The organism is Pseudomonas sp. MS15a(2019), assembly GCF_013277805.1.
Lineage (GTDB): Bacteria > Pseudomonadota > Gammaproteobacteria > Pseudomonadales > Pseudomonadaceae > Chryseomonas > Chryseomonas benzopyrenica.
This window is the reverse complement of record NZ_VBTN01000011.1, coordinates 400,963-424,433: the sequence shown is the minus strand read 5'-3', so window position 1 is coordinate 424,433 and position 23,471 is coordinate 400,963. Positions and strand designations below refer to the sequence as shown.

Sequence of the window (23,471 nt, the reverse complement as noted above, 5' to 3'; positions counted from 1 at the left end):
CCCCACTTATCAGAGCCAAGCTGTACATGGGCGCCATAGTCGCCAAAGAGCGCAACCCCGACGTGAAAGCGCTGTATGAACGACTACTGGCACGCGGCAAAGCCCGAATGAGCGCCTTGGGCGCTGCCATGCGCAAACTGCTGCAGATCGCCTATGGCGTGCTCAAGACGCAGCGACCTTATCAACCACGACAGGCCCTTTAGAGGACCTGTTGTGATTGATGGGAGAGATGGTATCTACATCCGGTCCCTAGGCGCTGCGCTAGGCCAGGCGCAGCGGCAGGTGCAGGGTGATGATCACCTCGCCCGCGCCATTGGCGAAGCGCGCCTCGCCACCAAAGCTTTCGCTGAGCGCCTTGACGATGGGCAGTCCCAGGCCCCAGCCGCGCTTGTCGCTGCGGGTGGAGATGAAATAGGGCGTGGCCAGGTTGGCCAGGACCTCGTCGGGAAACTGCCCCAGGTTGCGCAGCTCCAGCATGACCTGATCGCCAGCCAGCCATTGCCGCACCTGGATCGGCGTTCCCGTGTCGCCATGCTTGGCGGCGTTGAGCACCAGGTTGTCGAAGATGCGCAGGAAGGCGTATCTGTCCCACAGCACCTCCAGCTCCGGGTTCTCCAGTTGCAGCTCGAGGTGATTGCCGAATTGCAGCCGTAGATTGGCCGCGGCGTCGTTCAGCAGCGGACCCAGCACCAGCGGATCGCCGCTGAGACGGACACCGCCGCCCAGGCTCATGTGGCTGATGTCCAGCACGTCGGTGATCATCTGGTTCATGCGCTGCAGGTTGTCGTGCAAGGTCTGCAGCAGATCGTCGGTGCGTCGCGCCGGGCTGCGCTGCATCAGGTTGACCACCATGGTGGCGGCCGTCAGCGGCGAGCGCAGGTCGTGGTTGAGCGATCTCATGAAGCGTTCCAGCATGACCTTTTCCGCCTGCAGGTTCTCGCTGCGGGCGATGGCCGAATTGCGCTGCTGCTCCATGTGCCCGACCCGGGAGCTGGCCTTGAGCAGGGCGCCGACGGTGGCCAGCACCTCTTCCGGATTGATCGGGTGGGTCAGGTAGGCCTGGGCCCCGGTGTTGAAGCCCTGGGCCTTGTCCTTGCCGGAGACGAAGGTGGCCGAGATGTTGATGATGGCCGGCAGCCGACCCCAACCGCACCTGTGCTCGATGGCCTGGATCAGCTCGAAGCCGGTGGTGTCCGGTAGATTGACGTCGATGATCACCAGTTCGACGGATTCGTCGATCAGCGCCAGGCCAGCGGCTCCGCTGGCCGCTTCCAGCACTTCGTAGTGGGTCTGGCTGCCGAGGATCTTGCGCAGCACATAGCGATTGGCCTCGGTGTCATCGATGATGACGATACGGCGCTGGGCACTAGTCATCGGACAGGCTCCGCGCCAGCGCACAGACCTCGGCCAGCAGCCGCTCGGCGTGATCGGGGGCGTGCTTGAATAGGATGGCGTGGCAGTAGTCCTGCAGGCGTTGGCGACCCGCCTCGTCCAGGGGCTGGGCGGTGTTGATCAGCACCCGTCGGTGCATGCTCCAGTCCATGCTGGCGAGCAGATCCTCACCGTTGATGTCGGGCAGGTCGAGGTCGAGGATGATGATGTCCGGGCGTACCGCATTGAGCCGATCCAGGCTGCTGCGGGCGCTGTCGGCCTCCAGCAGCACGGGATTGAGCCGTTCGAGGGTACGACGGACCAGATAGCGATCCCCTTCGTTGTCTTCGATCACCAGCACGGTGAGGCCGCTGAGATCGGGTTCCGGTTCGGCAGCGCGGTGACTGGCGTAGTGGCGCGGCAGGCGCAGGGTGAAGCGACTGCCGCGGCCGACCTCGCTGTCCAGGGACAGCTCGCCGCGCAGCAGCACGGCCAGGCGCTGCGCCAGGGGCAGACCCAGGCCGGTGCCTTCGATATGGGTCAGGTGCGGCGAGCGGATCCGCTCGAATTCCTCGAAGATCTTCTGCTGATCCGCGGCGGCGATGCCGATGCCGCTGTCTTCCACCAGGAATTCCAGGCTGGCGTCGTCCGGCTGGAACACCTGGATACGCACCTGGCCCCGAGGGGTGTACTTGAAGGCGTTGGAGATCAGATTGCGCAGCACCTGGAACAGCCGGCTCTCATCGGTATCCAGCAGCACCTCGGCGGGCGGCGGGGCGACGCTGAAACTGACCTGGGGATAGCGCGGCGCCAGGGCGGCGGCGAACTGTTCCAGGCGGTCGACGAAGGGCCCCAGCGGGAAGGGCTGGGGCACGATGGTCAGGCGACCGGACTGCACCTCGGCCAGGGCCAGCAGCTCGCTGACCAGATTGGCCAGTTCCAGCGCCGCATCGCTGATGAAGCGCACCTGGCGCTGCTGTTCGGCATTGAGCGCCCCGTCCACGCCGCTGGCGAGCAGCTTGGCGACGTTCTCGATGATGTTGATCGGGGTGCGGAATTCATGGGTCATGTTGGAGAAGAAGCGCGTCTTCGCCTCGCTGGCCTCCTTGAGTTCCTGGGTGGCCTTTTCCAGTTCGGAATAGAGCGCCACCACCCCCTGATTGGTGTTTTCCAGTTCCTTGTTGGTGACCTCCAGTTCCGACTGGCGCAGTTGCAGTTCGGTGTTGGTCAGCAGCAGTTCTTCGCTCTGCAGGCGGATCTGCTGATAGGGATCCGGTGGCGGACTGCCTTGCAGGTCGGCCGTCAGCGCCTGGAGCAGGTCAGCGTGGGGAAAGGGCCGTGGCGCCTGGTACTTGCGGGCGGTGATGCAGGTGCCGGCGGGGGAGGTCTGGATGTCGAAGTCGTCGAACAGCCGCTGGGCGCCGCGCAGGCCGATACCCATGCCGGTGTTGGAGCGATAGCTGCCCGCGCGGATGGCGTCCATCTCGGCGATACCCGGGCCCTGGTCGACCGCACGCACCTCCAGGCCGCGCAGGCGCTGGCCGTCATCTCGCAGCAGGGCGAAGTCGAAATGCCCGCTGCCGGCGTACTGATGGATGTTGCGCGCCAGTTCGGAGACCGCGGTGGCCAGACGGATCTGCTCCAGCACCGGCCATTCCAGAGCCGCGGCCAGGCGCTTGGCGGCCTGGCGGCAATGCACGATGTCCTGCTCGCTGCGCAGGGCGAGGGTCAGCAGGGGCAAGACGTCAGACATGCTTGAGTACCAAAACGGTGGCATCGTCGGCGGAGCGCCGGAAGTCGCGATGCAGAAGGGCGGCGATCAGCGCCGGATGGCGCGCCCCGAGCCCGGAGTGCTCGCCCAGGCCTACCTTGGACGTCAGTCCATCGGAGTTCAGCACCAGCAGGGTGCCGGGTGTCCAGGGGTAGGTATAGGTCTGGATCCGTCCGATCCGGTAGCCCAGGGTGCCATTGTTGGACACCAGGCTGCGCGAGGTGTTGCCGAGCAGGCGCCCGGCGATGTTGCCGATGCCGCAAAAGCTCACCTGGCCCTGATCGGGGTCCAGCTCGGCCAGGGCCAGGGCGGCGCCACGGGTGTCCATCAGCGCCTGGTGCAGGTTCTCCATCAGTCGCTGCAGCGGCAGGTGCGCGCCATGGCGCAGGAACAATTCTCGCGCCCGGCGACTGGCCGTGGCGGCTTGCCGGCCGTGTCCCAGGCCATCGCAGACCAGCAGGCGGCGCCCGCTGACCGCCCAGGTGTCGCCGCAGACCTCTTCCTCGGGATGCGGCGTGCACAGGGCGCCATGCTGCAGCCGGCTGCTGGGCGTGCCCGCCAGATGAAAGCGGGCCAGCACCACGGTGCCCTGACCGGGTCGCGAATGGATGTCGAACACATCGGCCTGCCGGCGGATCGCCCCCAGGCCGGCACCCAGCGTCGCGGCCGTGCTGTAGTGATCGCTCAGGCAGCGGGCGACGTCGTGCATGCCCGGGCCGCGATCCACCGCCAGGACATCGAGCACGCCTTCGCCGCTCAGGGTGGCCAGGAGTTCGCCATGTCCGGCATGCCGAACCAGGTTGTAGCCCAGCTCCTGGGCGACGATGGTCAGGCGCCCGAGCAGGGTTTCATCGGTGGTGACGGTGCCGGCCAGGCGGACCAGGGCGCGCCGGGCGGCATCTACATGGACCGTGGTGGTCACCGGCAGCACCAGGCTGCACGGCTGGTCGTTCATCGCCACTTCCAGAGCTCGACGGTGGTGCCCTGGCCGGGCTGACTCTCGATGTGGAAGTCGTCCACCAGCCGCCGCGAACCGGAGAGCCCCAGACCCAGGCCCTTGCCCGAGGTGTAGCCGTCGACCATGGCGCGGTCGAGGTCGGCGATGCCCGGACCCTGGTCACGGATCACCAGGCGGATCGCCGGCTTGCCGGCGCGCAGTGTCTCCTCGATCAGGCATTCGCCGCCCAGTCCGTAGACCAGGCCGTTGCGCGCAATCTCGCTGGCCGCGGTGACGATCTTGGTCTGGGAGATCAGGCCCAGGCGGATGGCTTCGGCGACCTTGCGCACCTGCTGACGGATCAGCACGATGTCAGTCTCCTGGCGGAGTGGAAGCGTCTGTGTCTTCGCCACCCTCTGACTCCTCCAGCGATTCGTCCGCGGCGACCATGGCTTCCAGCCGGCGCATGCCCTTTTCCATGTTCAGCGCCGTGGCGATGCCCTCCAGCGACAGCCCCAGTTCCACCAGGGTGATGGCCACCGCCGGCTGCATGCCGACCACGATCACCTTGGCATCGAGGATGCGCGAGACCTGGGCGATGTGGGACAGCATCCGGCCAATGAAGGAGTCGACGATTTCCAGGGCCGAGATGTCGATGAGCACGCCCTTGGCCTTGTGGCGGACGATCTTCTCGGTGAGGTCTTCCTGCAGGTCCAGCGCCAGCTGGTCGTGCATGTCCACCTGGATGCTCAGCAGCAGGAAGGGGCCGAGCTTGAGAATCGGAATCCGGTCGATCATGGCGCGCTCCTAGCCCTTGGCGGGGGCGGCCAGGCGCACGCCCTGCTGGCGCAAGGCCAGGCGGAAGGCATCGGCCAGCGACGCCTTGGTGATCACATCGCCCAGGTCCACGCCCAGATGGACGATGGTGGCGGCGATCTGCGGGCGGATGCCGCTGATGATGCACTGGGCGCCCATCAGCCGGGCGGCGGTCACCGTCTTGAGCAGGTGCTGGGCGACCATGGTGTCCACCGTGGGCACGCCGGTGATGTCGATGATGGCGAGGTCCGATTCGGTCTGGACGATCTTTTCCAGCAGCGACTCCATCACCACCTGGGTGCGGTTGCTGTCCAGCGCGCCGATCAGCGGGATGGCCAGGATGCCGTCCCACAGTTCCACCACCGGGGTGGACAGTTCCAGCATGCTTTCCTGCTGCTCGCGGATCACCGTCTCGCGACCGTTCACATAGCTTTCCATGCTGTACAGACCGAGGTCGTCGATCAGCCGGGTGGCGGCCCAGATTTCGGCGAGGGGATCGTCGCATTCGTTCTGGATCAGGGTGAACAGCGGCTCCTTGAGCGAGAAGACGAAGGTCGCCGTCTGCGACGGCGTCAGGCCGGCACGACTCTGGTCGAAGGAAAACCGCTCCAGCAGCGCGCGCACCGGCTGCCAGTGCGGCTCGCGCAGATCCCCCAGGCCCTGGGCGGCGGCCACGGTGATGCGCCGCAACAGCTCGGCGGAGTTGGCCAGGATGGTGGTTTCGTCGAGCAGGTCGATGCGCATGCCGGCCGCGCGCTGGGCGCCGATCCAGGCGTCGAGCAGCGCCCGCTCGTGGGTGCGCAGCAGCTCGACCAAAGCGGTACTGTACATGGGGGTTCCTAGGTGACGAAGAGGGCGGCTCAGGAAGGGCCGACCGGACGAAGAGGGTGTGGGAAAGAGATGGCAGGCGCGAATGGGGACCCGGCGCTACGGCCAGGTCCCCGAGAGATCACATGTCCATCTTTTCCTTGGTGATCTTGCCGGTCTTGGCGTCGGCATGGAAGTCATACTTCATACCATCTTTCTTCATGCCTTCGCCTTCCCACTGACCGTCATCGGCTTCGATCTTGGTGATCGAGGTGTAGCCCTGCTCCATGAGCTTGGACTTGACGTCGTTCATGGGCATCCAGTCGGCGCCGGGCTGGTCGGCCAGGGCCGCGGTGCTGGCCAGGACGGAACAGGCAAACAGGGAAGCGAGCAGCTTGGATTTCATCGCGAGACCTCGTCGTGGTGGTATGTCCTGACCTTGGACCACCACCACGTGCGACAGATCCGTCTGGCCCAGGCGTTAGACTGACGATTCTTCGACCAGGTGTGGCAACAGCCCGGCAGGGGCCTTGGCGCTCTTGGGCTTGGCTTTGCGCGACTCATAGGGGCGGCTGGCCAATCGCCAGAGGTCCCGCCAGCGTTCGGCGAGGGCGGTGGGCTTGTCCAGATAGAGACGCAGGCCCAGGGAAAAGGCCTTCAGCTGCAAGCGCTCGCGCTGCTGGGCCAGGCTCTCGCCAATGGCCAGGCGGGTATTGCTGGCGCCGAACAGCGTCGGCTCGCTTTCCAGCAACAGCTGCATCACCGCCAGGTCGTGATCGTCGCCCAGGTATTCCGACAGACGCTTGAGGCTCTTCTGGCGCGTCTTGAATTCCGCTGGCCAGGCCGCGGCGAGCAGCTGGGTGTGATACCAGTGATCCTTCACCCGCTTGCGCCAGTCGTGCAGGGTCTCGTCGGTGGGCTTGTCGCGGGCGGTCTTGAGCGCCTGACGCCCGGCCTTGTAGTTGTCTTCCAGGCCACGGGCGAACAGCCCGAAGCCCTTGCCGGAGAGCTTCCAGCCAGCCACTTCCTCGCGCAGGGCGGTCAGTTCCTCAAGCAACTCGGGATGGCCGCTGGCTGCGGCGATCTGCTGGTCGGCGCGCTCCTGTAGGCGCTGGCGCACCCGCTTCATGGCCGGCGAAGCGAACCTCTTGCGGTCGGACTCACCCAGCTTGTCCCAGCTTTCCACCAGGGCGGCGCTGTCGCGTAGCGACGACAGCTGGCGGCCCAGGTCGCGCAGGCGCCGATTGCGACTGGCGAAGGCGCGCTTGCCCAGGGCGCCGTGCAACAGCCGCAAGAGGGCGCGTAGTTCCTTGAGTCGCTTGCGCGTCTCGTGGACGCCTTTGGGGGTACCGCTCGCCAGGGACGTCTCAGCCTGTACCAGACGATCCGTCACCACGCGGCGGACTTCCTCGTCAGCTGCTTGCCGCGCATCGAAACGAAAGGCCATCGAAATCTCCTCAATAGGTGGACTGCAGACCCGCGCTACGCGGGAGCGTAACGGTAAGAAAGACCTCCACGACAGCGGGAGATGCCAAATTTCATCTAAACGTCATATTTCCTTCATGAGATCTAGCAGCGGGCACCGCCTGCCGCCTGGCCGGTCAGAAGGGCTATAGTTGCCCGACCACCAGAGCGAGGAGATCCGGATGTTCGAAGCCGCCGAAAACGAACACCTGCTCGACGAGGCCACCTACGACGCCAAGCTGCCCAAGCTGCGCGAAGCGTTGCTGGCCGCCCAATACGAACTCAAGGCGCAGGGCCGTTTCCCGGTGATCGTACTGATCAATGGCATCGAGGGTGCGGGCAAGGGCGAGACGGTCAAGCTGCTCAACGAGTGGATGGATCCGCGCCTGATCCGCGTCGAGACCTTTCTGCAGCCCACCGTCGAGGAGCGCCAGCACCCGCCGGCCTGGCGCTACTGGCAGCGCCTGCCGGGCAAGGGTCGGACCGGCGTCTTCTTCGGCAACTGGTACAGCCAGATGCTGCATGGGCGGGTCAACAAGGCGCTCAGTCGCGTCGAACTGGATGCCGCCATCGGCCAGGCGGAGCGTTTCGAGCGGATGCTCGCCGACGAGGGCGCGCTGATCCTCAAGTTCTGGTTCCATCTTTCCAAGCCCCAGCTCAAGCAGCGCCTGAAGCACCTCAAGAACGATCCTCGCCTGGGCTGGAAGCTCAGTCCGCTGGACTGGCGCCAGGCCAAGGTCTACGACCGCTTCGTCAAGGAGGGCGAGCGGGTGGTGCGGCGGACCCATCACGACTACGCCCCCTGGCACGTGGTGCCCGGTTTCGACGAGCGCTTTCGCAGCCTGACCGTCGGCACCGTGCTGCTCAAGGCGCTGCAGCGCGCCCTGGCCAACAAGCCGCGCAAGCAGCGCCGGGCCGCCGCCGTGCTGCCGCCGCCGGTGGATGGCCGCGGCGTGCTGGAGGCCATGGACCTGAGTCAGCGCCTGGACAAGGCCGATTACGAAGACCAGCTGCTCGCCGAGCAGGCCCGCCTGGCGCGGCGCCTGCGCGACAAGAAGTATCGCCGTCATGCCCTGGTGGCGGCCTTCGAGGGCAACGATGCCGCCGGCAAGGGCAGCGCCATCCGCCGCGTCACCGGCGCCCTGGATCCGCGCCAGTACCGCATCGTCCCGGTGGCCGCGCCCAGCGACGAGGAACTCGCCCAGCCCTATCTCTGGCGCTTCTGGCGGCACATTCCGCGGCTGGGCAATTTCACCATCTTCGATCGTTCCTGGTACGGCCGGGTGCTGGTGGAGCGGGTCGAGGAGCTGACACCGGTCGCCGACTGGCAGCGGGCCTATGGCGAGATCAACGACTTCGAGGAGCAGCTCCACGACGCCGGCATCGTGCTGGCCAAGTTCTGGCTGGCCATCGACCAGGACACTCAGCTGGAGCGCTTTCGTGCCCGCGAGGAAACGCCCTTCAAGCGATTCAAGATCACCGAGGACGACTGGCGCAATCGCGACAAGTGGGACCTCTACAGCCAGGCCGTCAACGACATGGTGGTGCAGACCAGCACCGCCATCGCGCCCTGGACGCTGGTGGAGGCCAACGACAAGCGTTTCGCGCGGGTTAAGGTGCTAAGGACACTCAACGAGGCGCTAGAAAGGGCGTATGACAAAGGTTGAAAGGCTGCTGCCTGTGGGCTAGGCGCTTCGCTTCATACCTATCTCACGACGTTTATCGTAGACGTGCAGGCGCGGAGAATGCGCCCCTTTCCAGAAGGGTGAGCGGAATCGTTGCGTAGGGGGTTGAGCGGCATGGATGCCGCGAGAGTCGCGAGGGCCATGGATGGCCCTTCGTGGCGTGCCCCTGGAGCGGCGATGGAGCGAACGAACCCCGGCGCAGCCGGGGCCGATGGAGGGGCAAGCGTTTTTGGTTACTTTTGCCGCGACTGGCAAAAGTGACTCGCCCGGGTGGGCGAAATTAAAGGCTTCAGCAGGCACGCTAATCAGCTGAATAGCGCAAGCCAGGCAACCACCAAATCCTAGAAACGAAAAAGCCCCGCCGAAGCGGGGCCTTTCTGCAACCGGATCAGTCGTTAGACGACTTGAACCTGGTCAGCTTGCATACCCTTCTGGCCTTTGACAGCCACGAAAGTGACCTTCTGGCCTTCGCTCAGGCTCTTGAAGCCGGCGCTTTCGATGGAGCGGTAGTGCACGAACAGGTCGGCGCCGCTTTCCGGGGTGATGAAGCCGTAGCCTTTCTCATCGTTGAACCACTTGACGGTGCCATTTTCACGATTGGACATGAGTATCTCCAGGTGTAGGGGGAACAACCACGTTAGCGAGACATTCGCTAGCGGGACTGTAATGCGAGAGTGAGACGAGCCAGGAGATGAAAATGAAGCAACATCAAGCAGGTATCGAGTAACTATTGCAGTAGCAGTGCCCACACCATACTCGCTTTCGCGAGCTTGTATAGCCCTGATTCGCATATTTGTTGACCAGTGGCGCTGCTTGCGCTGCCAGGGCGTCTCACTCAGGCTACGGATTCCCCTGCTCGAAAGAGACTCCGCATGGACAAGCTGCACCGGATCAAGGGGGCCTGGCCCTACCTGATCGCCGTCTTTCTCAACGCCTTCGTCGATCTTGGCCACAAGATCGTCATCCAGAACACCGTGTTCAAGGTCTATGACGGTTCCACCCAGGTGGTGCTGACCGCCCTGGTCAACGGCATGATGCTGCTGCCCTTTATCCTGCTGTTCAGTCCCTCCGGCCATGTAGCCGATCGCTTCGCCAAGGTGTGGGTGCTGCGACTCGGCGGCTGGGCGGCGGTGGCCATCACCCTGGGCATCACCCTGGCCTACTATGCCGGGCTGTTCGAACTGGCCTTCGCCATGACGCTGTTGCTGGCCATCCAGGCGACCTTCTATTCGCCGGCCAAGTACGGCTACATCAAGGCGCTGTTCGGCAAGCAGCGGCTGGCCGAGGGCAATGGCCTGGTGCAGGCCAATTCCATCATCGCCATCCTGGCCGGCACCGTGGTCTTCACCGCCTTCTTCCAGCTGCACCTGGGCGAGGGCCATGCCACGCCCCATGCGATCCTGCAGGACATCGCGCCGCTGGGCTGGCTGCTGGTGCTCTGCAGCCTGGCCGAGGTGGCGTTGCTCTATCGCCTGCCGCTGCTGGAAGAGCCCAAGCCGCGCGAGCCCTTCGACTGGCATGCCTATCTGCGGCTGCAGACCGCCCGGCGCAACCTGGCGGTGATCGGCGAGAATCCGGTGATCCGCCTGTCGATCATCGGCCTGGCGGTGTTCTGGTCGGTGGGCCAGGTGCTGCTGGCGAGCTTTCCGGCCTATGCCAAGGATCACCTGGGCATCGACAACGTGCTGCTGTTGCAAGGCATCCTGGCCTGCGCCGGCATCGGCATCGCCTTGGGCTCGGCGCTGGCCAGCCGGGCCTCCCGCGGGCGCATCGAGACCGGGCTGATCCCGGTGGGCGCCCTGGGCATCGCCCTTGGCCTGTGGTGGCTGCCGGCGCCCAGTTCGGCGCTGGTGCATGCGCTCAATTTCATTTTCATCGGGCTGATGGGTGGGCTGTTCATCGTGCCGCTCAATGCTCTGATCCAGTTCCATGCCCGTGAGGACCAGCTCGGCACGGTGCTGGCGGCCAACAACTGGGTGCAGAACGTCGCCATGCTGAGCTTTCTGGTGCTCACCGCGGTGATCGCTCTGCTCGGCCTGGACAGTCGCTGGCTGTTGCTGCTGATCGCCGCCGTGGCGCTGATCGGCGGCGCCTACACGGTGTGGAAGCTGCCCCAGAGTCTGGTGCGTTTCCTGCTCGGTCTGATGGTCACCCGGCACTACCGCATCCAGGTCCAGGGCCTGCAGAACCTGCCGGCCCAGGGCGGGGTGCTGCTGCTGGGCAATCACATCAGCTGGGTCGACTGGGCCATGGTGCAGATCGCCAGTCCGCGCCCGGTACGCTTCGTGATGCTGCGCGCCATCTACGAGCGCTGGTACCTGAAGCCCTTTCTCAAGGCCATGGGCTGCCTGCCCATCGCCCAGGGCAGCGGCGCCGGCGCGGCGCTGGAGCAGGTGGCCGGGCTGCTGAGCGCCGGCGAAGTGGTCTGCCTGTTTCCGGAAGGGGCGATCAGCCGCACCGGTCAGCTCGGCGAATTCCGCCGCGGCTATGAAAAGGCCTGCGAGCGGGTCGGTCCCGAGGTGCAGATCGTGCCCTTCTACCTGCGCGGCCTCTGGGGCAGCCAGTTCTCGCGCTCTTCCAGCAAGCTCAAGGAGCTGCGGGACAGCCCGCTGCACCGCGAGGTGGTGGTGGCCTTCGGCAAGGCGTTGCCCAAGGACACTCCGGCCGATGTGCTCAAGCGGCGGATCTTCGAGTTGTCGATTCGCTCCTGGGAGCGCTACATGCAGGGCCTGCCGTCGCTGGCCGATGCCTGGGTCGCCAGCGTCAAGCGCCGGCCCAATGGCCTGGCGCTGATCGACGACCTGGGCGCGCCGCTCAAGGCCGCCCAGGCGCTCACCGGCGCCGCCTGCCTGGCGCGGCGGATGCGCAAGCGGCCCGAGGCCAATCTCGGCCTGCTGCTGCCGACCAGCAGCGGCGGCATGCTGGCCAACATGGCGGTGCTGCTGGCCGGCAAGACCCTGGTCAATCTCAACTACACGGCCACGCCCGAGGCGCTGGCATCCGGCCTGGACCAGGCCGGTATCCGTACCGTCTACACCTCCAAGCGCTTTCTCGACCGCCTGCGCAAACGCGGCCTGCCGGTGGACGAGTTGCTGGCCGGACGCGAGGTGGTGGACCTGGAAGAGCTGCGCGCCGGCATCGGCAAGGCCGAGCTACTGGCCAACTGGCTGGCGGTCTGGCTGTTGCCCACCGCCATGCTGCAGGTGCTGGTGAGCCGCGCCCACGATCCCGCGGCCACCGCCGCCATCCTCTTCTCCAGTGGCAGCGAGGGTACGCCCAAGGGGGTGATGCTCAGCCACAGCAACCTCATGGCCAATCTCAAGCAGACCTCGGACGTGCTCAACACCCAGGACGACGACGTCTTCATGGCCTCGCTGCCGCTGTTCCACGCCTTCGGCCTCACCGTGACCCAGTTCCTGCCGCTGATCGAGGGGGTGCCGGTGGTCTGCCAGGCCGATCCCACCGACGTGGCCGGCATCGCCAAGGCGGTGGCCACCCATCGCGCCACGGTGCTCTGCGGCACCTCGACCTTCCTGCGGCTGTTCGTGCGCAACACCAAGGTGCATCCGCTGATGCTGGAGAGTCTGCGCATCGTGGTGGCCGGTGCCGAGCGCCTGGATCCGGCGGTGCGCGAGGCCTTCAAGCTCAAGTTCAACCAGGACATCTACGAAGGCTACGGCGCCACCGAGACCGCGCCGGTGGCGTCGGTCAACCTGCCCGACGCCCTGGACGTCAGCTACCTGCAGGTGCAGCGTGGCGGCAAGCTCGGCACCGTGGGCATGCCGCTGCCAGGGACCGGCTTCAAGATCGTCGACCCCCAGACCCTTGCCGAATTGCCCACCGGCGAGGCGGGCATGGTGCTGATCGGCGGACCGCAACTGATGCAGGGCTACCTGAACGATCCCGAGCGCACCGCCAAGGCGATCCGCGAGATCGACGGCGAGCGCTGGTACGTGACCGGCGACCAGGGTCGGCTGGACGAGGACGGCTTTCTCACCATCGTCGACCGCTATTCGCGCTTCGCCAAGATCGGCGGCGAGATGGTCAGCCTGGGCGCCGTGGAGCAGGCCCTGGCCAAGGCGGTGGCCGATCCGGAGATCGAGCTGCAGGCGGTCAATCTGCCGGATGCCAGGAAGGGCGAGCGCATCGTGGTGCTGCATACCGGCACCCTGGACGGCGCGGCGGTGGAAAAGACGCTGCTGGCCCAGGGGGTGAGCGGACTGCTGCTGCCCTCGGCTTGGCTGGCGGTGGACAGCCTGCCGAAACTGGGGACCGGTAAGGCCGACGTGGCCGGCGCGAAACGTCTGGCGCAGACGCGGTTGAGCGAGGCGGGGGAGGCCTAGGCGATAAATCGTCCATCCGGCGCCGGTGAACCCTAAAGCCTGACGCCGTTTGGCCGATCATGAGGAGGCTAATCTTTTTTTCGAGGTCTTCCCGGTGAAGCTACGCTCCCTCAACATCGCCCCGCGGGCCCTGGTTGCCTTTGGTTTCTTCGCCCTGCTGGTGATCGGCCTCGGGCTGTTTTCCCTGGGCCAGAATCGCGTCATCAAGGAGGGCGAGGAGCAGATCGTCGGCAACGTGATTCCCAGCGTCCAGGTCATCGGCGAGATCCGCGCCGACCTGCTGAGTCTGCGCATGCACAACCAGGGCCTGATGCTGGCGACCTCCAACGCCGAGACCCAGGCCGTGCACAAGGCCATAGACGCGGCCAAGGCCACCCTGGAGCAGCACGTGCGCCAGTTCGACGCCCTGCTGCTGAGCGACAACGGGCGTGAGGTTTACACCCGCTTGACCGGCCAGCTGACCACCTACCTGGACAACCAGAACCGCTATCTCAAGGCGCTGGACGACCAGAACGACGCCGAGTTGCTCAAGCTCGCCGGTCAGGACGGCGAGATGGCCCGTAGCGGCAATGCCCTGAGCGCCACCGTCAACGAACTCGCCGGGCTGGTCGATGGCAAGGTCACGCGTCTGGCCGCTGCTTCCATGGCCAGCTACCACAACGCCATCGCCATCACCGTGGCGGTGATGGTGGCGGCCCTGGCCGGTACCCTGCTGCTGGCCTGGCGCTTCACCCGCAGTCTCACCGGGCCGCTGGAAAAGGCCCTGGCGGTGGCCGAACGCATCGCCGCCAATGACCTCAGTCGGTCGGTCGAGCAGGACGGGCGTGACGAACCCGGCCGGCTGCTGGCGGCCATGGCGCGGATGCAGGACAACCTGCGCGGCACCCTGGAGCGGCTGACCCTGTCGTCCACCACCCTGGCGTCTACCTCCGAGGAGATGTCGACGGTCACCGAGACCGGCCTGCGCGGCATTCAACGGCAGAACGACGAACTGGCCCAGGCCGCCACCGCCGTCAACCAGATGACCGCTGCGGTGGAGGAGGTGGCGCGCAATGCCGCTGCCGCCAGCGCCGCCGCCCAGGATTCGCGCACCTCGGCCGATCTTGGCCAGCGCCGGGTCGAGGAGACCCTCACCACCATTCACGCGCTGCACACGGCGGTGACCTCCAGCAGCGGCGAGATCGACGGCCTGGCCGCCCAGGTGCAGCGCATCAGCGGGGTGCTCGACGTCATCCGCGGCATCGCCGAACAGACCAATCTGCTGGCGCTCAACGCCGCCATCGAAGCCGCGCGGGCCGGCGAGGCGGGCCGCGGTTTCGCCGTGGTGGCCGACGAGGTACGCGCCCTGGCGGCCCGCACCCAGCAATCCACCGGTGAGATCGAAGACATGATCGGCGCCATCCAGGGTGGCGCGGGCAAGGCGGTGGACGCCATGGCCACCAGCAATCAGCAGGCCGGTGCCTGCCTGACGGTGGCCGCGGCCGCCGGCGAGGCCCTGGCCGAGATCGGTCGCCACATCGTGCAGATCACCGAGCGCAACCTGAGCATCTCCGCTGCCACCGAAGAGCAGGCCCAGGTGGCCCGCGAGGTGGATCGCAACCTCACCAGCATTCGCGACCTGTCCACCCAGAACGCCGCCGGGGCCGGGCAGACCGCGGCCGCCAGCACCGACCTGGCGCGTCTGGCCGGTGACCTGAGCGGTGCGGTGCGACAGTTCCGCTTGTAGGCAGCACAAGACAGCGCAGGCGTGCCCCGCCTCAGCGGCGCGGTGCGCTCAAGGCACCAGCGCCAGGGCCGTGCGCAGATCGACCACCAGGACATCCAGATAGCCACCCTGCAGCGCACCGCGGATGGCGTTGACCTTGCGCAGGCCGCCGGCCAGGCCCACCACGCGGTCGATCTCCAGCAGTTGCGGCAGGTCCACCGCGACCACGGTCTCTTCACTGTCGTCCAGCACCGGCCGGCCCTGGGCGTCGAAGTACCTGAGGCAGATGTCGCCCACCGCGCCGCGGGCGGCCAGCACTTCCAGCATGGCCTCGCCATGGTAGTTGCCGCTGTTGCGTAGGAGCTGCGAAGGCTCCAGCTCGCCGATGCCGACCAGGGCCACGGTGAGCCGGGCGAAGCGTTCGGTGACCTCGCGTACCTCGTCCAGTTGCAGGATGCGCTGGCGACTCTCGGGTGACTGCTCGATGCTCTGGGACGGCAACAGATAGGCCGGGCAACCGAGCAGATTGGCCAGTTGCTGGGTCAGCAGGGTGGCTTCGAAAGCCCCTTTGTTGCCGACCCCGCCGAGCAGCTGCACCACCTCGGTCGCGCCCTGGCGACTGCTGCCCCGGTGCATGTGGCCAACCATGGCGCGGATGGTGGAGCTCCAGGAAGAGATGCCGATGTGGTCCTTCTCGGTGACGCTGGTTTCCAGGTAATGGGCGGCGGCCGAGCCGATGGCCTGCTTGATGGCCTCTTCGTCATCGCCGGTGGGCTCCACCACGATGGCCTGGCGGATGCCGTAGCGCTGCTGCAGCTGACGCTCCAGTTCCAGGTGGAAATTGCGTGGTCGCTGCACCGAGATGCGCACGATGCCTTCCTTGAGCGCTCGGCTCAGGGCGCGGCTGACGAAGGATTGCGACAGGTCGAGCTGTTCGGAGATCTGCGACTGCTTGAGTCCCTCTTCGTAGTAGAGGGAGGCGATCTTGGTCAGCAGGCGTTGTTCTTCGAGGTTACTCATCCAGATTCCCGGTACCAGCGGCTAGGTCGCGCCCAGGGTCGCCAGGCCGGCCTGGCCATGACGAACCGCCGAAAAGCAGGCACGTACCTGTTAGAAAGGCGCATTTTCCCGCTATTTTCCCTCAGCCTCTCGCTGGACGCCAAGGCTTTTGCGGCCTGGGCGCCCAGGGGGCGATCTCAGGACATGATGAGGCCACCGTCCACATTGATCGCCTGGCCGGTGATGTAGGCTGCGTCCGCCGAGGCCAGGAAGGTCACTAGGCCGGCCACGTCGGCCGGGGTGCCGGCGCGCTTCATGGGGATGTTGCCGACCCATTCGGTCATCAGCTCGCCCTGGCCATAGCGCTTTTCCGGGGTGGAGAGGATCTCGCCCCAGACCCGGTCGTTGTAGTCCCACATCTCGCTTTCGATGATGCCTGGGCAGAAGGCATTGACCGTGATGCCATGGCGTGCCAGTTCATGGGCCAGGCTTTGGGTGATGCCAATGACGCCCATCTTGCTCGCCGCATAGTGAGGCGTGTAGATGAAGCCCTGGCGACCCTGGCCGGAGCTGGTGTTGATCAGGCGTCCACCACGCCCGGCGGCGACCATGTGCCTGGCCGCCTCGCGGCAGCACAGCCAGACGCCGGTAGTGTTGACCTGCAGGATGCGGTCGAAGTCTTCCCGCGGCATGCGATCGAAGGCGTCGATGGTGATGATCCCGGCGTTCTGCACCGAGACGTCGATGCGGCCGAAGCGGGCTTCGGCCTGGGCATAGAGGTCGGCCACCGCCGCCTCGTCGGTGATGTCCACCACCAGCGGCAGGACTTCGGCCCCAGTATCGGCCACCAGCCGTGCAGCGGTCTCATGCACCCGCTCGGCATTGGACACCAGCACCAGATTGGCACCCTCACGACCGAAGCGCTCGGCGATACCCTCGCCGATGCCCCGGCAACCGCCGGTGATGACCACGGTTTGATCTGCGAAGCGACGTTCCACGTGAAACCTCCTAAAGTCTGGCGGCAGCCCGGCGCAGGCTGGCTGTGCCGAATCGCCAGCGACGTGTTACCAGCAGACGAAACCACCATCGACGATGAGATCCACCCCGGTACAAAAGGATGCGGCCGGGCTGCAGAGGAAGATCGCCGGACCGACCATTTCCTCCACCTCGGCCATGCGGCCCAGCGGGGTGGTCTGCTCGAAGATCTTGACCTGGTCGGCCACCTCGGGACGGGTGTTCATCGGCGTGGCGGTGTAGCCGGGGCTGATGCAGTTGACGCGGATGCCGCGCTCGGCCCACTCCATCGCCAGGCTCTTGGTCAGGTGGATGACCCCGGCCTTGGAGGTGTTGTAGTGGGCCTGCAGGAGGCCGCGGTTGACGATGCTGCCGGACATGGAGGCGATGTTGACGATGGCGCCCTTGCCGCGCGGCAGCATGACCCGCGCCTGGGCCTGGCAACTGAGCATCACCCCGGTGAGGTTGATGTCGAGCATGCGCTGCCAGCGCTCCAGTTCCAGCTCCTCGGCCGGCTGGGCGTTGGCGATGCCGGCGCTGTTGACCGCGAGACTCAGGGGGCCGAGCTCGGCCTCGGTACGGGCCACGGCGGCTTCCAGGTCGGCGGCGCTGGTCACCGACCCTTCCAGGGCCAGGGCGCGGCGGCCGTGGGCCTGTATCCGCGCGACGGTACCGGCGAGGTCGCGACTGCCGGGCAGGTCGAAGCAGGCCACCTGGGCGCCGGCCTCGGCCAGTCCGACGGCGATGGCCTGGCCGATGCCGCTGCCGGCACCGGTGACGAAGGCGGTCTGGCCGCCGAGATCGAAGAGACGCATGGGAAAACTCCTAGTCAGGCGGTCGCCAGTTCCATCACGGCCACCGGAGTGGCCTGTTCACGTTCGAGAATGCCCATCTGCTGGCCACGGCTCATCACCATGACCCGATGCGACAGGCCGAGGACCTCGTCGAGGTCCGAGCTGACCACGATCACCGCCATGCCGGTGGCCGCCAGTTCGGCGATCACCTGGTAGATGGCGGCGCGGGCGCCGACGTCGATGCCGCGGGTGGGCTCGTCGAGGATGAAGACCTTGGGATTGCGCGCCAGCCACTTGGCGATGATCACCTTCTGCTGGTTGCCGCCGGACAGGGCGGCGATGGCCTGCTCCGGCTGGCCCTTGACGCCGAGCCGCGCCACCGCCTTGCGGGCGAAGGCGCGCAGGCCGCCGGGCGAGACCCAGCCGCCACCGGCGAGCAGGTCGGTGTTGCCATAGATGAGGTTTTCCTCGATGGCGTGATCGACCACCACGCCCTGCTGCTTGCGATCCTCGGGCACCAGCACGATGCCGGCATGGATGGCGTCGTAGGGACTGGCGAAGCGGCAGGCCTGGCCTTCCAGCACCAGTTCGCCGGTGACCTGTTCGGCCGCGCCGGCGATGGCGCGGACCAGCTCGGTACGCCCCGCGCCGACCACCCCGGCCACGCCAAAGACTTCGCCCGCGCGCACGCTGAAATCGATGTGCTTGAGCGGCATCTCGCGGCAGCTCAGACCCTTCACCCGCAGCACCTCGCGGGTAGCGGGCGCTGCCATGGCCGGGAAGATGCGTTCCACGCTGCGGCCGACCATCTCTTCCACCAGTTGCCGCACCGGCACCTGGGCGGTGGCGTGCAGGGCGATCTGGCGACCGTCGCGCAAGACCAGCACCCGGTCGGCGATGCGCGCGATCTCTTCCAGGCGATGGCTGATGTAGATGAAGGACACGCCCTCGGCCTTGAGCCGCTCGACCTGGGCGAACAGCAATTCGGTCTCTTCGCCGCCCAGGGCCGCGGTGGGTTCGTCGAGGATCAAGAGGCGCGCCTTGAGGGTCAGCGCCTTGGCGATCTCCACCAGCTGCTGGGCGGCCACACTGAGGCCAGCCACGGTGCGCGTGGCGGGTACCTTCACGCCCAGGCGATCCAGCTGACGCTGGGCCTCGGTTTCCATGAAGGCTCGATCGATGCGGCCGCCGCGCATGGGCAGGCGACCGACGAACATGTTCTCGGCGATGGTCAGCTCCGGCAGCAGGCGGATTTCCTGGTGAATCAGGCCGATGCCGGCGGCCAGGGCGGCGCCGGGAGAATCCGGAGCGTAGTCGCGCCCCAGCCAGGTCATGCGCCCACCGGTCTCGGGCGGCACCAGGCCGGCGATGATGGACGACAGGGTGGACTTGCCAGCGCCGTTCTCGCCGAGCAGGGCCAGGACTTCACCGGGCTGGATATCGACGTCCACCCCGCTCAGCACCTCGATGCCGGCGTATTTCTTGCCGATGTTTCTCAGGCTGAGGGCGGCGGGCTGTTCCAGGGGCATGGCGGCGGACATGGGGCCTCCGAAGGGGGGGGCTGAACCGGTGCCTCCATTGCAAGGCACATAAGGCATGGGCTGGATGCGGCGGGCGCTGCCCGCCACTGGCCAGTCCTACTGTTACGGATGGTTCTCGATGAAGGGGGCGACGTTATCCTTGGTGGTCAGGATCGCCTCCTGCAGCTGCTCCTTGGGTACCTGCTTGCCTTCCTTGAGCGCCACCGCCGATTCCAGGGCCAGGCGCCCCATCTTGCGGGTCTGCTGGGTCATGGTGGCGGACAGGGTGCCGGCGGCCACCGCCTTGAGGCCGGCCACGTCGCCGTCGAAGCCGACGATGGTCACCGGATGGTCGAGGTTGGCGACCTTGACCGCCTGGGCAGCGCCAAGGGCCATGGCGTCGGCGCGACCAAAGAAGACGTTGATGTTGGGGTCACGCTGGAGCATGTCCTGGGCCACGGCGAAGCCCTTGTCCTGGGCCCACTCGGCAGGCTGCTGGGCAACCACCTTCAGCTCGGGAAACTTGGCCAGGCCTTCGGCAAAGCCCTTGGCGCGATCGTTTTCCGGCGTGGTGCCGATCTGGCCCTGGAGGATGGCTACGCGGCCCTTGCCTTCGGTGACCTTGCCGACGTATTCGGCCAGGGTGCGGGCGGCGGCGACGCTGTCGCTGGCGATGAAGGTGTCACCCGGGGCATCGGGGGCGTTGCGGTCCACCGCCACCACCGGGATGCCAGCGGCCTTGGCTGCCTTGACCGGGACGCCGGCGGCGGTGGCGCCGGCTGGGATATAGATCAGGGCGTCGACCTGGCGGGTGATCAGATCCTGGATCTGGTTGACCTGGGTCGCCGAATTGCCTTGGGCGTCCACGGTGATGACCTTGATGCCCTTGGCCTTGCCCTCGGCCTCGACGGCCTGCTTGATCTGGTTGAAGAAGTCGGCCTGCAGGTTGGCCACGGCCAGCCCCACGGTGAGTTCCTTGGCCTGGGCATTGAAGGCAGCGGTGCAGGTCATGGCGGCGAACAGGGTACTGAGCAACAGCTTCTTGGGGGTCAGCATGGATGGCACTCCGTTGTTATTGTTGTACTGCGGTGACGAGACGAAGCAGAGCAGACCTAGCGCTGCCCGTTACGGCGGCGCAGGGTGTCCAGGGTGACGGCCAGGGCGATGACGATGCCGATGATCACCTGCTGCACGAAGGGCGAGACCCCCAGCAGATTCAGGCCATTGCGCAGCACGCCGATGATCAGCACGCCCACCAGGGTGCCCCCGACGCTGCCGACGCCGCCGCTGAGGCTGGCACCGCCGATCACCACCGCGGCGATGGCATCCAGCTCCATGGACAGGCCGGCGCTGGGCTGGGACGAATCCAGCCGCGCCGCCATGGCCACCGCGGCCAGGCCCGCCAGGGCGCCGCTCAGGGCATAGATCCAGATGGTGAGGGTGCGCACCTTGATGCCCGACAACCGCGCCACCTCGGCGCTGCCGCCCATGGCATAGAGATTGCGGCCACCGGCGCGAAAGCGCAGGAACACCCAGGCCACCAGCAGCATCAGCAGGAAGAGGCCGACGGTGACCGACAGGAAGCCGAAGTGCCGTACCGTGGCCAGGCTGGTGAACCAGTCCGGAAAACCGACGATCTGGCGGCCGTCGGTAAGGATGTTGGCCAGACCCCGGGCCACCGACATCATGGTCAGGGTGGCGATGAAGGCGGGCAACCGTGCCTTGGCGATGAGCATTCCCGACACCAGGCCGCACACCAGACCGCCGAGGATGGCCGCGGGAATCGCCAGGCCCAGCGGCCAGCCGATGTCCTGATAGAGCCAGCCCAGCAGCATCATGGAAAAGGCCAGTACCGAGCCCACCGACAGGTCGATGCCACCGATGACGATGACCAGGGTCATGCCGATGGCCAGGATGCCGAGTACCGTCACCTGATCGAGGATGTTGAGGGCGTTGCGCACGGAGAAGAAATACTCCGAGGCGAAGGAGAACACGGCGATCAGCAGCGCCAGACCGATCAGCGGACCGCCGACGTTGCGGGGCAGGCGTAGCGCCAGGCGGGCGAGTGGCTTGGCGGGTGGCGAGGCGGCCGGGGCTTTGGCGTCCACGAGCTTCTCCTGGGGTTATTGTTCTTGTGTATGGCTCGCCTGAATATTTATGCGTGCCTGATTTTTAATTCAGACTCCGCCTGTTCCAAGTGGAAGTCAAGCGCCTTTTCATCGCCACCTTCTGAACGCGATGGCCTCGGCAATCCCGCATCCAGCCGCGCATCCTACCTGCTCGACAAGGTGATGACGTCGTTCCGTCGCTATTGACGCCCCCCCGGATTGAGGTCTAAATGATAAATAAATTTTCAGTGACGAATAAATATTCATAAGACGCCCACTGAAACTTCGGCAGGCGTCTGCTCCACTGCAGCTTCGGATACCCGAGGGGGTCGCCTGATGAATCCGTTCCAGTACGACGTCGCGCAGATTCGCGAAAAGGCCCGGCTGATCCGCCGGCGCGTCATCCAGCTCAACGCCGGCTCGCCTGCCGGCGGCCATACCGGGGCGGATCTGTCGGAGACCGACATCCTCGCCACCCTCTATTTCCGCCTGCTCGACGTCGCCCCGGAACGCCTCGCCGATCCCCAGCGCGATATCTACATCCAGAGCAAGGGCCACGGCGTCGGCGGCCTCTACTGCTGCCTGGCCGAAGCCGGCTACTTCCCGCCGGAATGGCTCGACACCTACCAGCACTTCGATTCCCACCTGCCGGGTCATCCGGTACGGCAGAAGACCCCCGGCATCGAGCTCAACACCGGCGCCCTCGGCCATGGCCTGCCGGTCGCCACGGGGATCGCCCTGGCCGCCCAGCGCGATGGCAGTCCGCGCCGCGTCTATGTGCTGACCGGCGATGGCGAACTGGGCGAGGGCTCCAACTGGGAGTCGGCGCTGACCGCCGCCAAGTATCGGCTGGACAACCTCACGATGATCGTTGACCACAACCGCCTGCAACTGGCCGGCCCCACCGCCGAGATCCTGCCGCTGGAGCCCCTGGCCGAGAAGTGGCGCGCCTTCGGCTTCCATGTGGTCGAGTGCGACGGCAATGACGTCGCCCAGCTGGTAGAGGCCCTGGAGGCCCTACGCGAACACCGCGGCCAGCCCCAGGTGCTGATCGCCAATACCGTCAAAGGCAAGGGGGTTTCCTTCATCGAGGGCAAACCCGAATGGCACCACCGGGTGCCCAAGGGCGACGAGATCGCCGCTGCACTGGAGGAGCTCGACCATGGCCACTGATACCCAGACCCCGGGCGAAGCCCATCTCGCCAGCATCATGGTCGAGGCCTTCATCGCCGCGGTGGACGCCGGCGTCGACCTGGTCCCGGTGGTCAGCGATTCCACCTCCACGGCCAAGATCGGCCCCTTCGTCAAACGCTTCCCGGAGCGCCTGGTCAACGTCGGCATCGCCGAACAGACCCTGGTCGGGGTGGCCGCCGGCCTGGGCCTCGCCGGCAAGGTGGCGGTGACCTGCAACGCCGCGCCCTTTCTGATCTCCCGCGCCAACGAACAGGTCAAGGTGGACGTCTGCTACAACAGGTCCAACGTCAAGATGTTCGGGCTCAACGCCGGGGCCAGCTATGGTCCCCTGGCCAGTACCCACCACAGCCTCGACGACATCGCCGTGATGCGCGGCTTCGGCAACGTGGAAATCTATGCCCCGGCCGACGGCGCCGAGTGCCGGCAGATCGTCGAGCACGCCCTGGCCCACGACGGCCCGGTCTATGTCCGCCTGGATGGCAAGGCGCTGCCCGATCTGCACGGCCCCGACTATCGCTTCGTCCCCGGTCAGGTCGACGTGCTGCGCCAGGGACACGACGTCAGCCTGGTGGCCCTGGGCTCGGTGGTCCATGAGGCGGTGGACGCCGCCCGTTTGCTGGCCGAGCAGGGCATCAGTGCCCAGGTGATCAACCTGTCGTCGATCCGTCCGCTACAGCGTGAAGCCCTGCTGGAAGCCCTCTGCGCCGCCCGCGACGGGGTGGTCACGGTGGAAGAACACAATGCCAACGGCGGGGTGGGCAGTCTGGTGGCCGAGGTCATGGCCGAGGCCGCCCTGGGCGTGCCGCTGATCCGCCTGGGCATCGCCGATGGCGAGTATGCTGCCGCCGGCGCGCGCGGGCCGACCCGCGCCAAGCACGGCATCGACGCTGCCGGTATCGTCGCTGCGGTGCAGCGCCTGCGCTGATACGCCGGCGCCTAGGAC

Annotated in this window: 20 protein-coding genes and 1 pseudogene; 6 read left to right on the top strand and 15 right to left on the bottom strand. The window is 66.4% G+C overall.

The genetic code is table 11. The features are described 5' to 3' along the window. Window positions 1-203 (top strand): annotated as a pseudogene (locus tag FEZ61_RS19090) (IS110 family transposase); the annotation flags it as partial. A 58-nt stretch (window positions 204-261) separates the two neighbouring features. Here the strand turns inward: FEZ61_RS19090 and FEZ61_RS19085 are convergent. The 8 genes from FEZ61_RS19085 to FEZ61_RS19050 all read right to left on the bottom strand — a co-directional run bounded on the left by FEZ61_RS19085 (window position 262) and on the right by FEZ61_RS19050 (window position 7,149). Then, window positions 262-1,374, bottom strand: a complete 1,113-nt coding sequence (locus tag FEZ61_RS19085; RefSeq protein ID WP_173150013.1) for a response regulator — start codon at window positions 1,372-1,374, stop codon at window positions 262-264. Beyond that, window positions 1,367-3,124: an ATP-binding protein gene (locus FEZ61_RS19080; protein WP_173150011.1), complete on the bottom strand. Its 1,758-nt coding sequence runs from the start codon at window positions 3,122-3,124 to the stop codon at window positions 1,367-1,369. The genes FEZ61_RS19085 and FEZ61_RS19080 overlap by 8 nt, the downstream gene beginning before the upstream one ends. Further along, the gene (locus FEZ61_RS19075; RefSeq protein WP_017641527.1) at window positions 3,117-4,097 is read right to left on the bottom strand and encodes a SpoIIE family protein phosphatase; all 981 of its coding nucleotides are present in this window, start codon (window positions 4,095-4,097) and stop codon (window positions 3,117-3,119) included. The genes FEZ61_RS19080 and FEZ61_RS19075 overlap by 8 nt, the downstream gene beginning before the upstream one ends. Continuing rightward, complete coding sequence (locus FEZ61_RS19070) at window positions 4,094-4,447, bottom strand: ATP-binding protein (RefSeq protein ID WP_017641528.1); 354 nt, start codon at window positions 4,445-4,447, stop codon at window positions 4,094-4,096. The genes FEZ61_RS19075 and FEZ61_RS19070 overlap by 4 nt, the downstream gene beginning before the upstream one ends. Before the next feature lie 4 nt (window positions 4,448-4,451). Beyond that, window positions 4,452-4,874 carry an STAS domain-containing protein gene (locus FEZ61_RS19065; RefSeq protein WP_236712155.1) on the bottom strand — a complete coding sequence of 141 codons (423 nt, stop codon included), beginning with the start codon at window positions 4,872-4,874 and terminating at the stop codon, window positions 4,452-4,454. Window positions 4,875-4,886: 12 nt separating this feature from the next. After that, window positions 4,887-5,726 (bottom strand): STAS domain-containing protein, encoded by an 840-nt coding sequence (locus tag FEZ61_RS19060; RefSeq protein WP_017641530.1) that lies wholly within the window; start codon window positions 5,724-5,726, stop codon window positions 4,887-4,889. A gap of 118 nt (window positions 5,727-5,844) precedes the next feature. Continuing rightward, window positions 5,845-6,108 (bottom strand): PepSY domain-containing protein, encoded by a 264-nt coding sequence (locus FEZ61_RS19055; RefSeq protein ID WP_007160186.1) that lies wholly within the window; start codon window positions 6,106-6,108, stop codon window positions 5,845-5,847. A 75-nt stretch (window positions 6,109-6,183) separates the two neighbouring features. Next, entirely contained in the window at window positions 6,184-7,149 is a 966-nt protein-coding gene (locus FEZ61_RS19050) for a CHAD domain-containing protein (RefSeq protein ID WP_173150008.1), read from the bottom strand. A gap of 199 nt (window positions 7,150-7,348) precedes the next feature. Here FEZ61_RS19050 and pap point away from each other — a divergent pair, with 199 nt between their 5' ends. Continuing rightward, entirely contained in the window at window positions 7,349-8,833 is a 1,485-nt protein-coding gene (gene pap, locus FEZ61_RS19045; RefSeq protein WP_093253731.1) for a polyphosphate:AMP phosphotransferase, read from the top strand. Between the two features lie 413 nt (window positions 8,834-9,246). Here pap and FEZ61_RS19040 read toward each other — a convergent pair whose 3' ends face one another. Beyond that, a complete protein-coding gene (locus FEZ61_RS19040; RefSeq protein ID WP_007160189.1) occupies window positions 9,247-9,456 on the bottom strand; it encodes a cold-shock protein in 210 nt (69 codons plus the stop codon). Between the two features lie 267 nt (window positions 9,457-9,723). Between FEZ61_RS19040 and FEZ61_RS19035 the strand changes: the two genes are divergently transcribed. Both FEZ61_RS19035 and FEZ61_RS19030 read left to right on the top strand, forming a co-directional pair. After that, window positions 9,724-13,194 carry an acyl-[ACP]--phospholipid O-acyltransferase gene (locus tag FEZ61_RS19035; RefSeq protein ID WP_173150007.1) on the top strand — a complete coding sequence of 1,157 codons (3,471 nt, stop codon included), beginning with the start codon at window positions 9,724-9,726 and terminating at the stop codon, window positions 13,192-13,194. Between the two features lie 94 nt (window positions 13,195-13,288). Beyond that, window positions 13,289-14,920 carry a methyl-accepting chemotaxis protein gene (locus FEZ61_RS19030; RefSeq protein ID WP_068384351.1) on the top strand — a complete coding sequence of 544 codons (1,632 nt, stop codon included), beginning with the start codon at window positions 13,289-13,291 and terminating at the stop codon, window positions 14,918-14,920. Between the two features lie 48 nt (window positions 14,921-14,968). Here the strand turns inward: FEZ61_RS19030 and FEZ61_RS19025 are convergent, their stop codons facing one another. The 6 genes from FEZ61_RS19025 to FEZ61_RS19000 form a co-directional block, all read right to left on the bottom strand. Continuing rightward, complete coding sequence (locus FEZ61_RS19025) at window positions 14,969-15,919, bottom strand: sugar-binding transcriptional regulator (RefSeq protein WP_007160193.1); 951 nt, start codon at window positions 15,917-15,919, stop codon at window positions 14,969-14,971. 176 nt (window positions 15,920-16,095) lie between these two features. Next, window positions 16,096-16,896, bottom strand: a complete 801-nt coding sequence (locus tag FEZ61_RS19020) for an SDR family oxidoreductase (RefSeq protein WP_173150005.1) — start codon at window positions 16,894-16,896, stop codon at window positions 16,096-16,098. Between the two features lie 66 nt (window positions 16,897-16,962). Next, a complete protein-coding gene (locus FEZ61_RS19015; protein ID WP_027600543.1) occupies window positions 16,963-17,727 on the bottom strand; it encodes an SDR family oxidoreductase in 765 nt (254 codons plus the stop codon). Window positions 17,728-17,741: 14 nt separating this feature from the next. Next, window positions 17,742-19,247 carry a sugar ABC transporter ATP-binding protein gene (locus FEZ61_RS19010; RefSeq protein ID WP_173150003.1) on the bottom strand — a complete coding sequence of 502 codons (1,506 nt, stop codon included), beginning with the start codon at window positions 19,245-19,247 and terminating at the stop codon, window positions 17,742-17,744. Window positions 19,248-19,349: 102 nt separating this feature from the next. After that, on the bottom strand, window positions 19,350-20,282 hold the full coding sequence (locus FEZ61_RS19005) for a sugar ABC transporter substrate-binding protein (protein ID WP_173150001.1): 933 nt from the start codon (window positions 20,280-20,282) through the stop codon (window positions 19,350-19,352). A gap of 56 nt (window positions 20,283-20,338) precedes the next feature. Further along, window positions 20,339-21,334, bottom strand: a complete 996-nt coding sequence (locus FEZ61_RS19000; protein ID WP_173149999.1) for an ABC transporter permease — start codon at window positions 21,332-21,334, stop codon at window positions 20,339-20,341. Window positions 21,335-21,670: 336 nt separating this feature from the next. Here FEZ61_RS19000 and FEZ61_RS18995 point away from each other — a divergent pair, with 336 nt between their 5' ends. Further along, entirely contained in the window at window positions 21,671-22,507 is an 837-nt protein-coding gene (locus tag FEZ61_RS18995) for a transketolase (RefSeq protein ID WP_173149997.1), read from the top strand. After that, on the top strand, window positions 22,497-23,453 hold the full coding sequence (locus tag FEZ61_RS18990) for a transketolase C-terminal domain-containing protein (RefSeq protein ID WP_173149995.1): 957 nt from the start codon (window positions 22,497-22,499) through the stop codon (window positions 23,451-23,453). Before FEZ61_RS18995 ends, FEZ61_RS18990 begins: the two co-directional genes overlap by 11 nt. The last annotated feature ends 18 nt before the right edge of the window (window positions 23,454-23,471 follow it).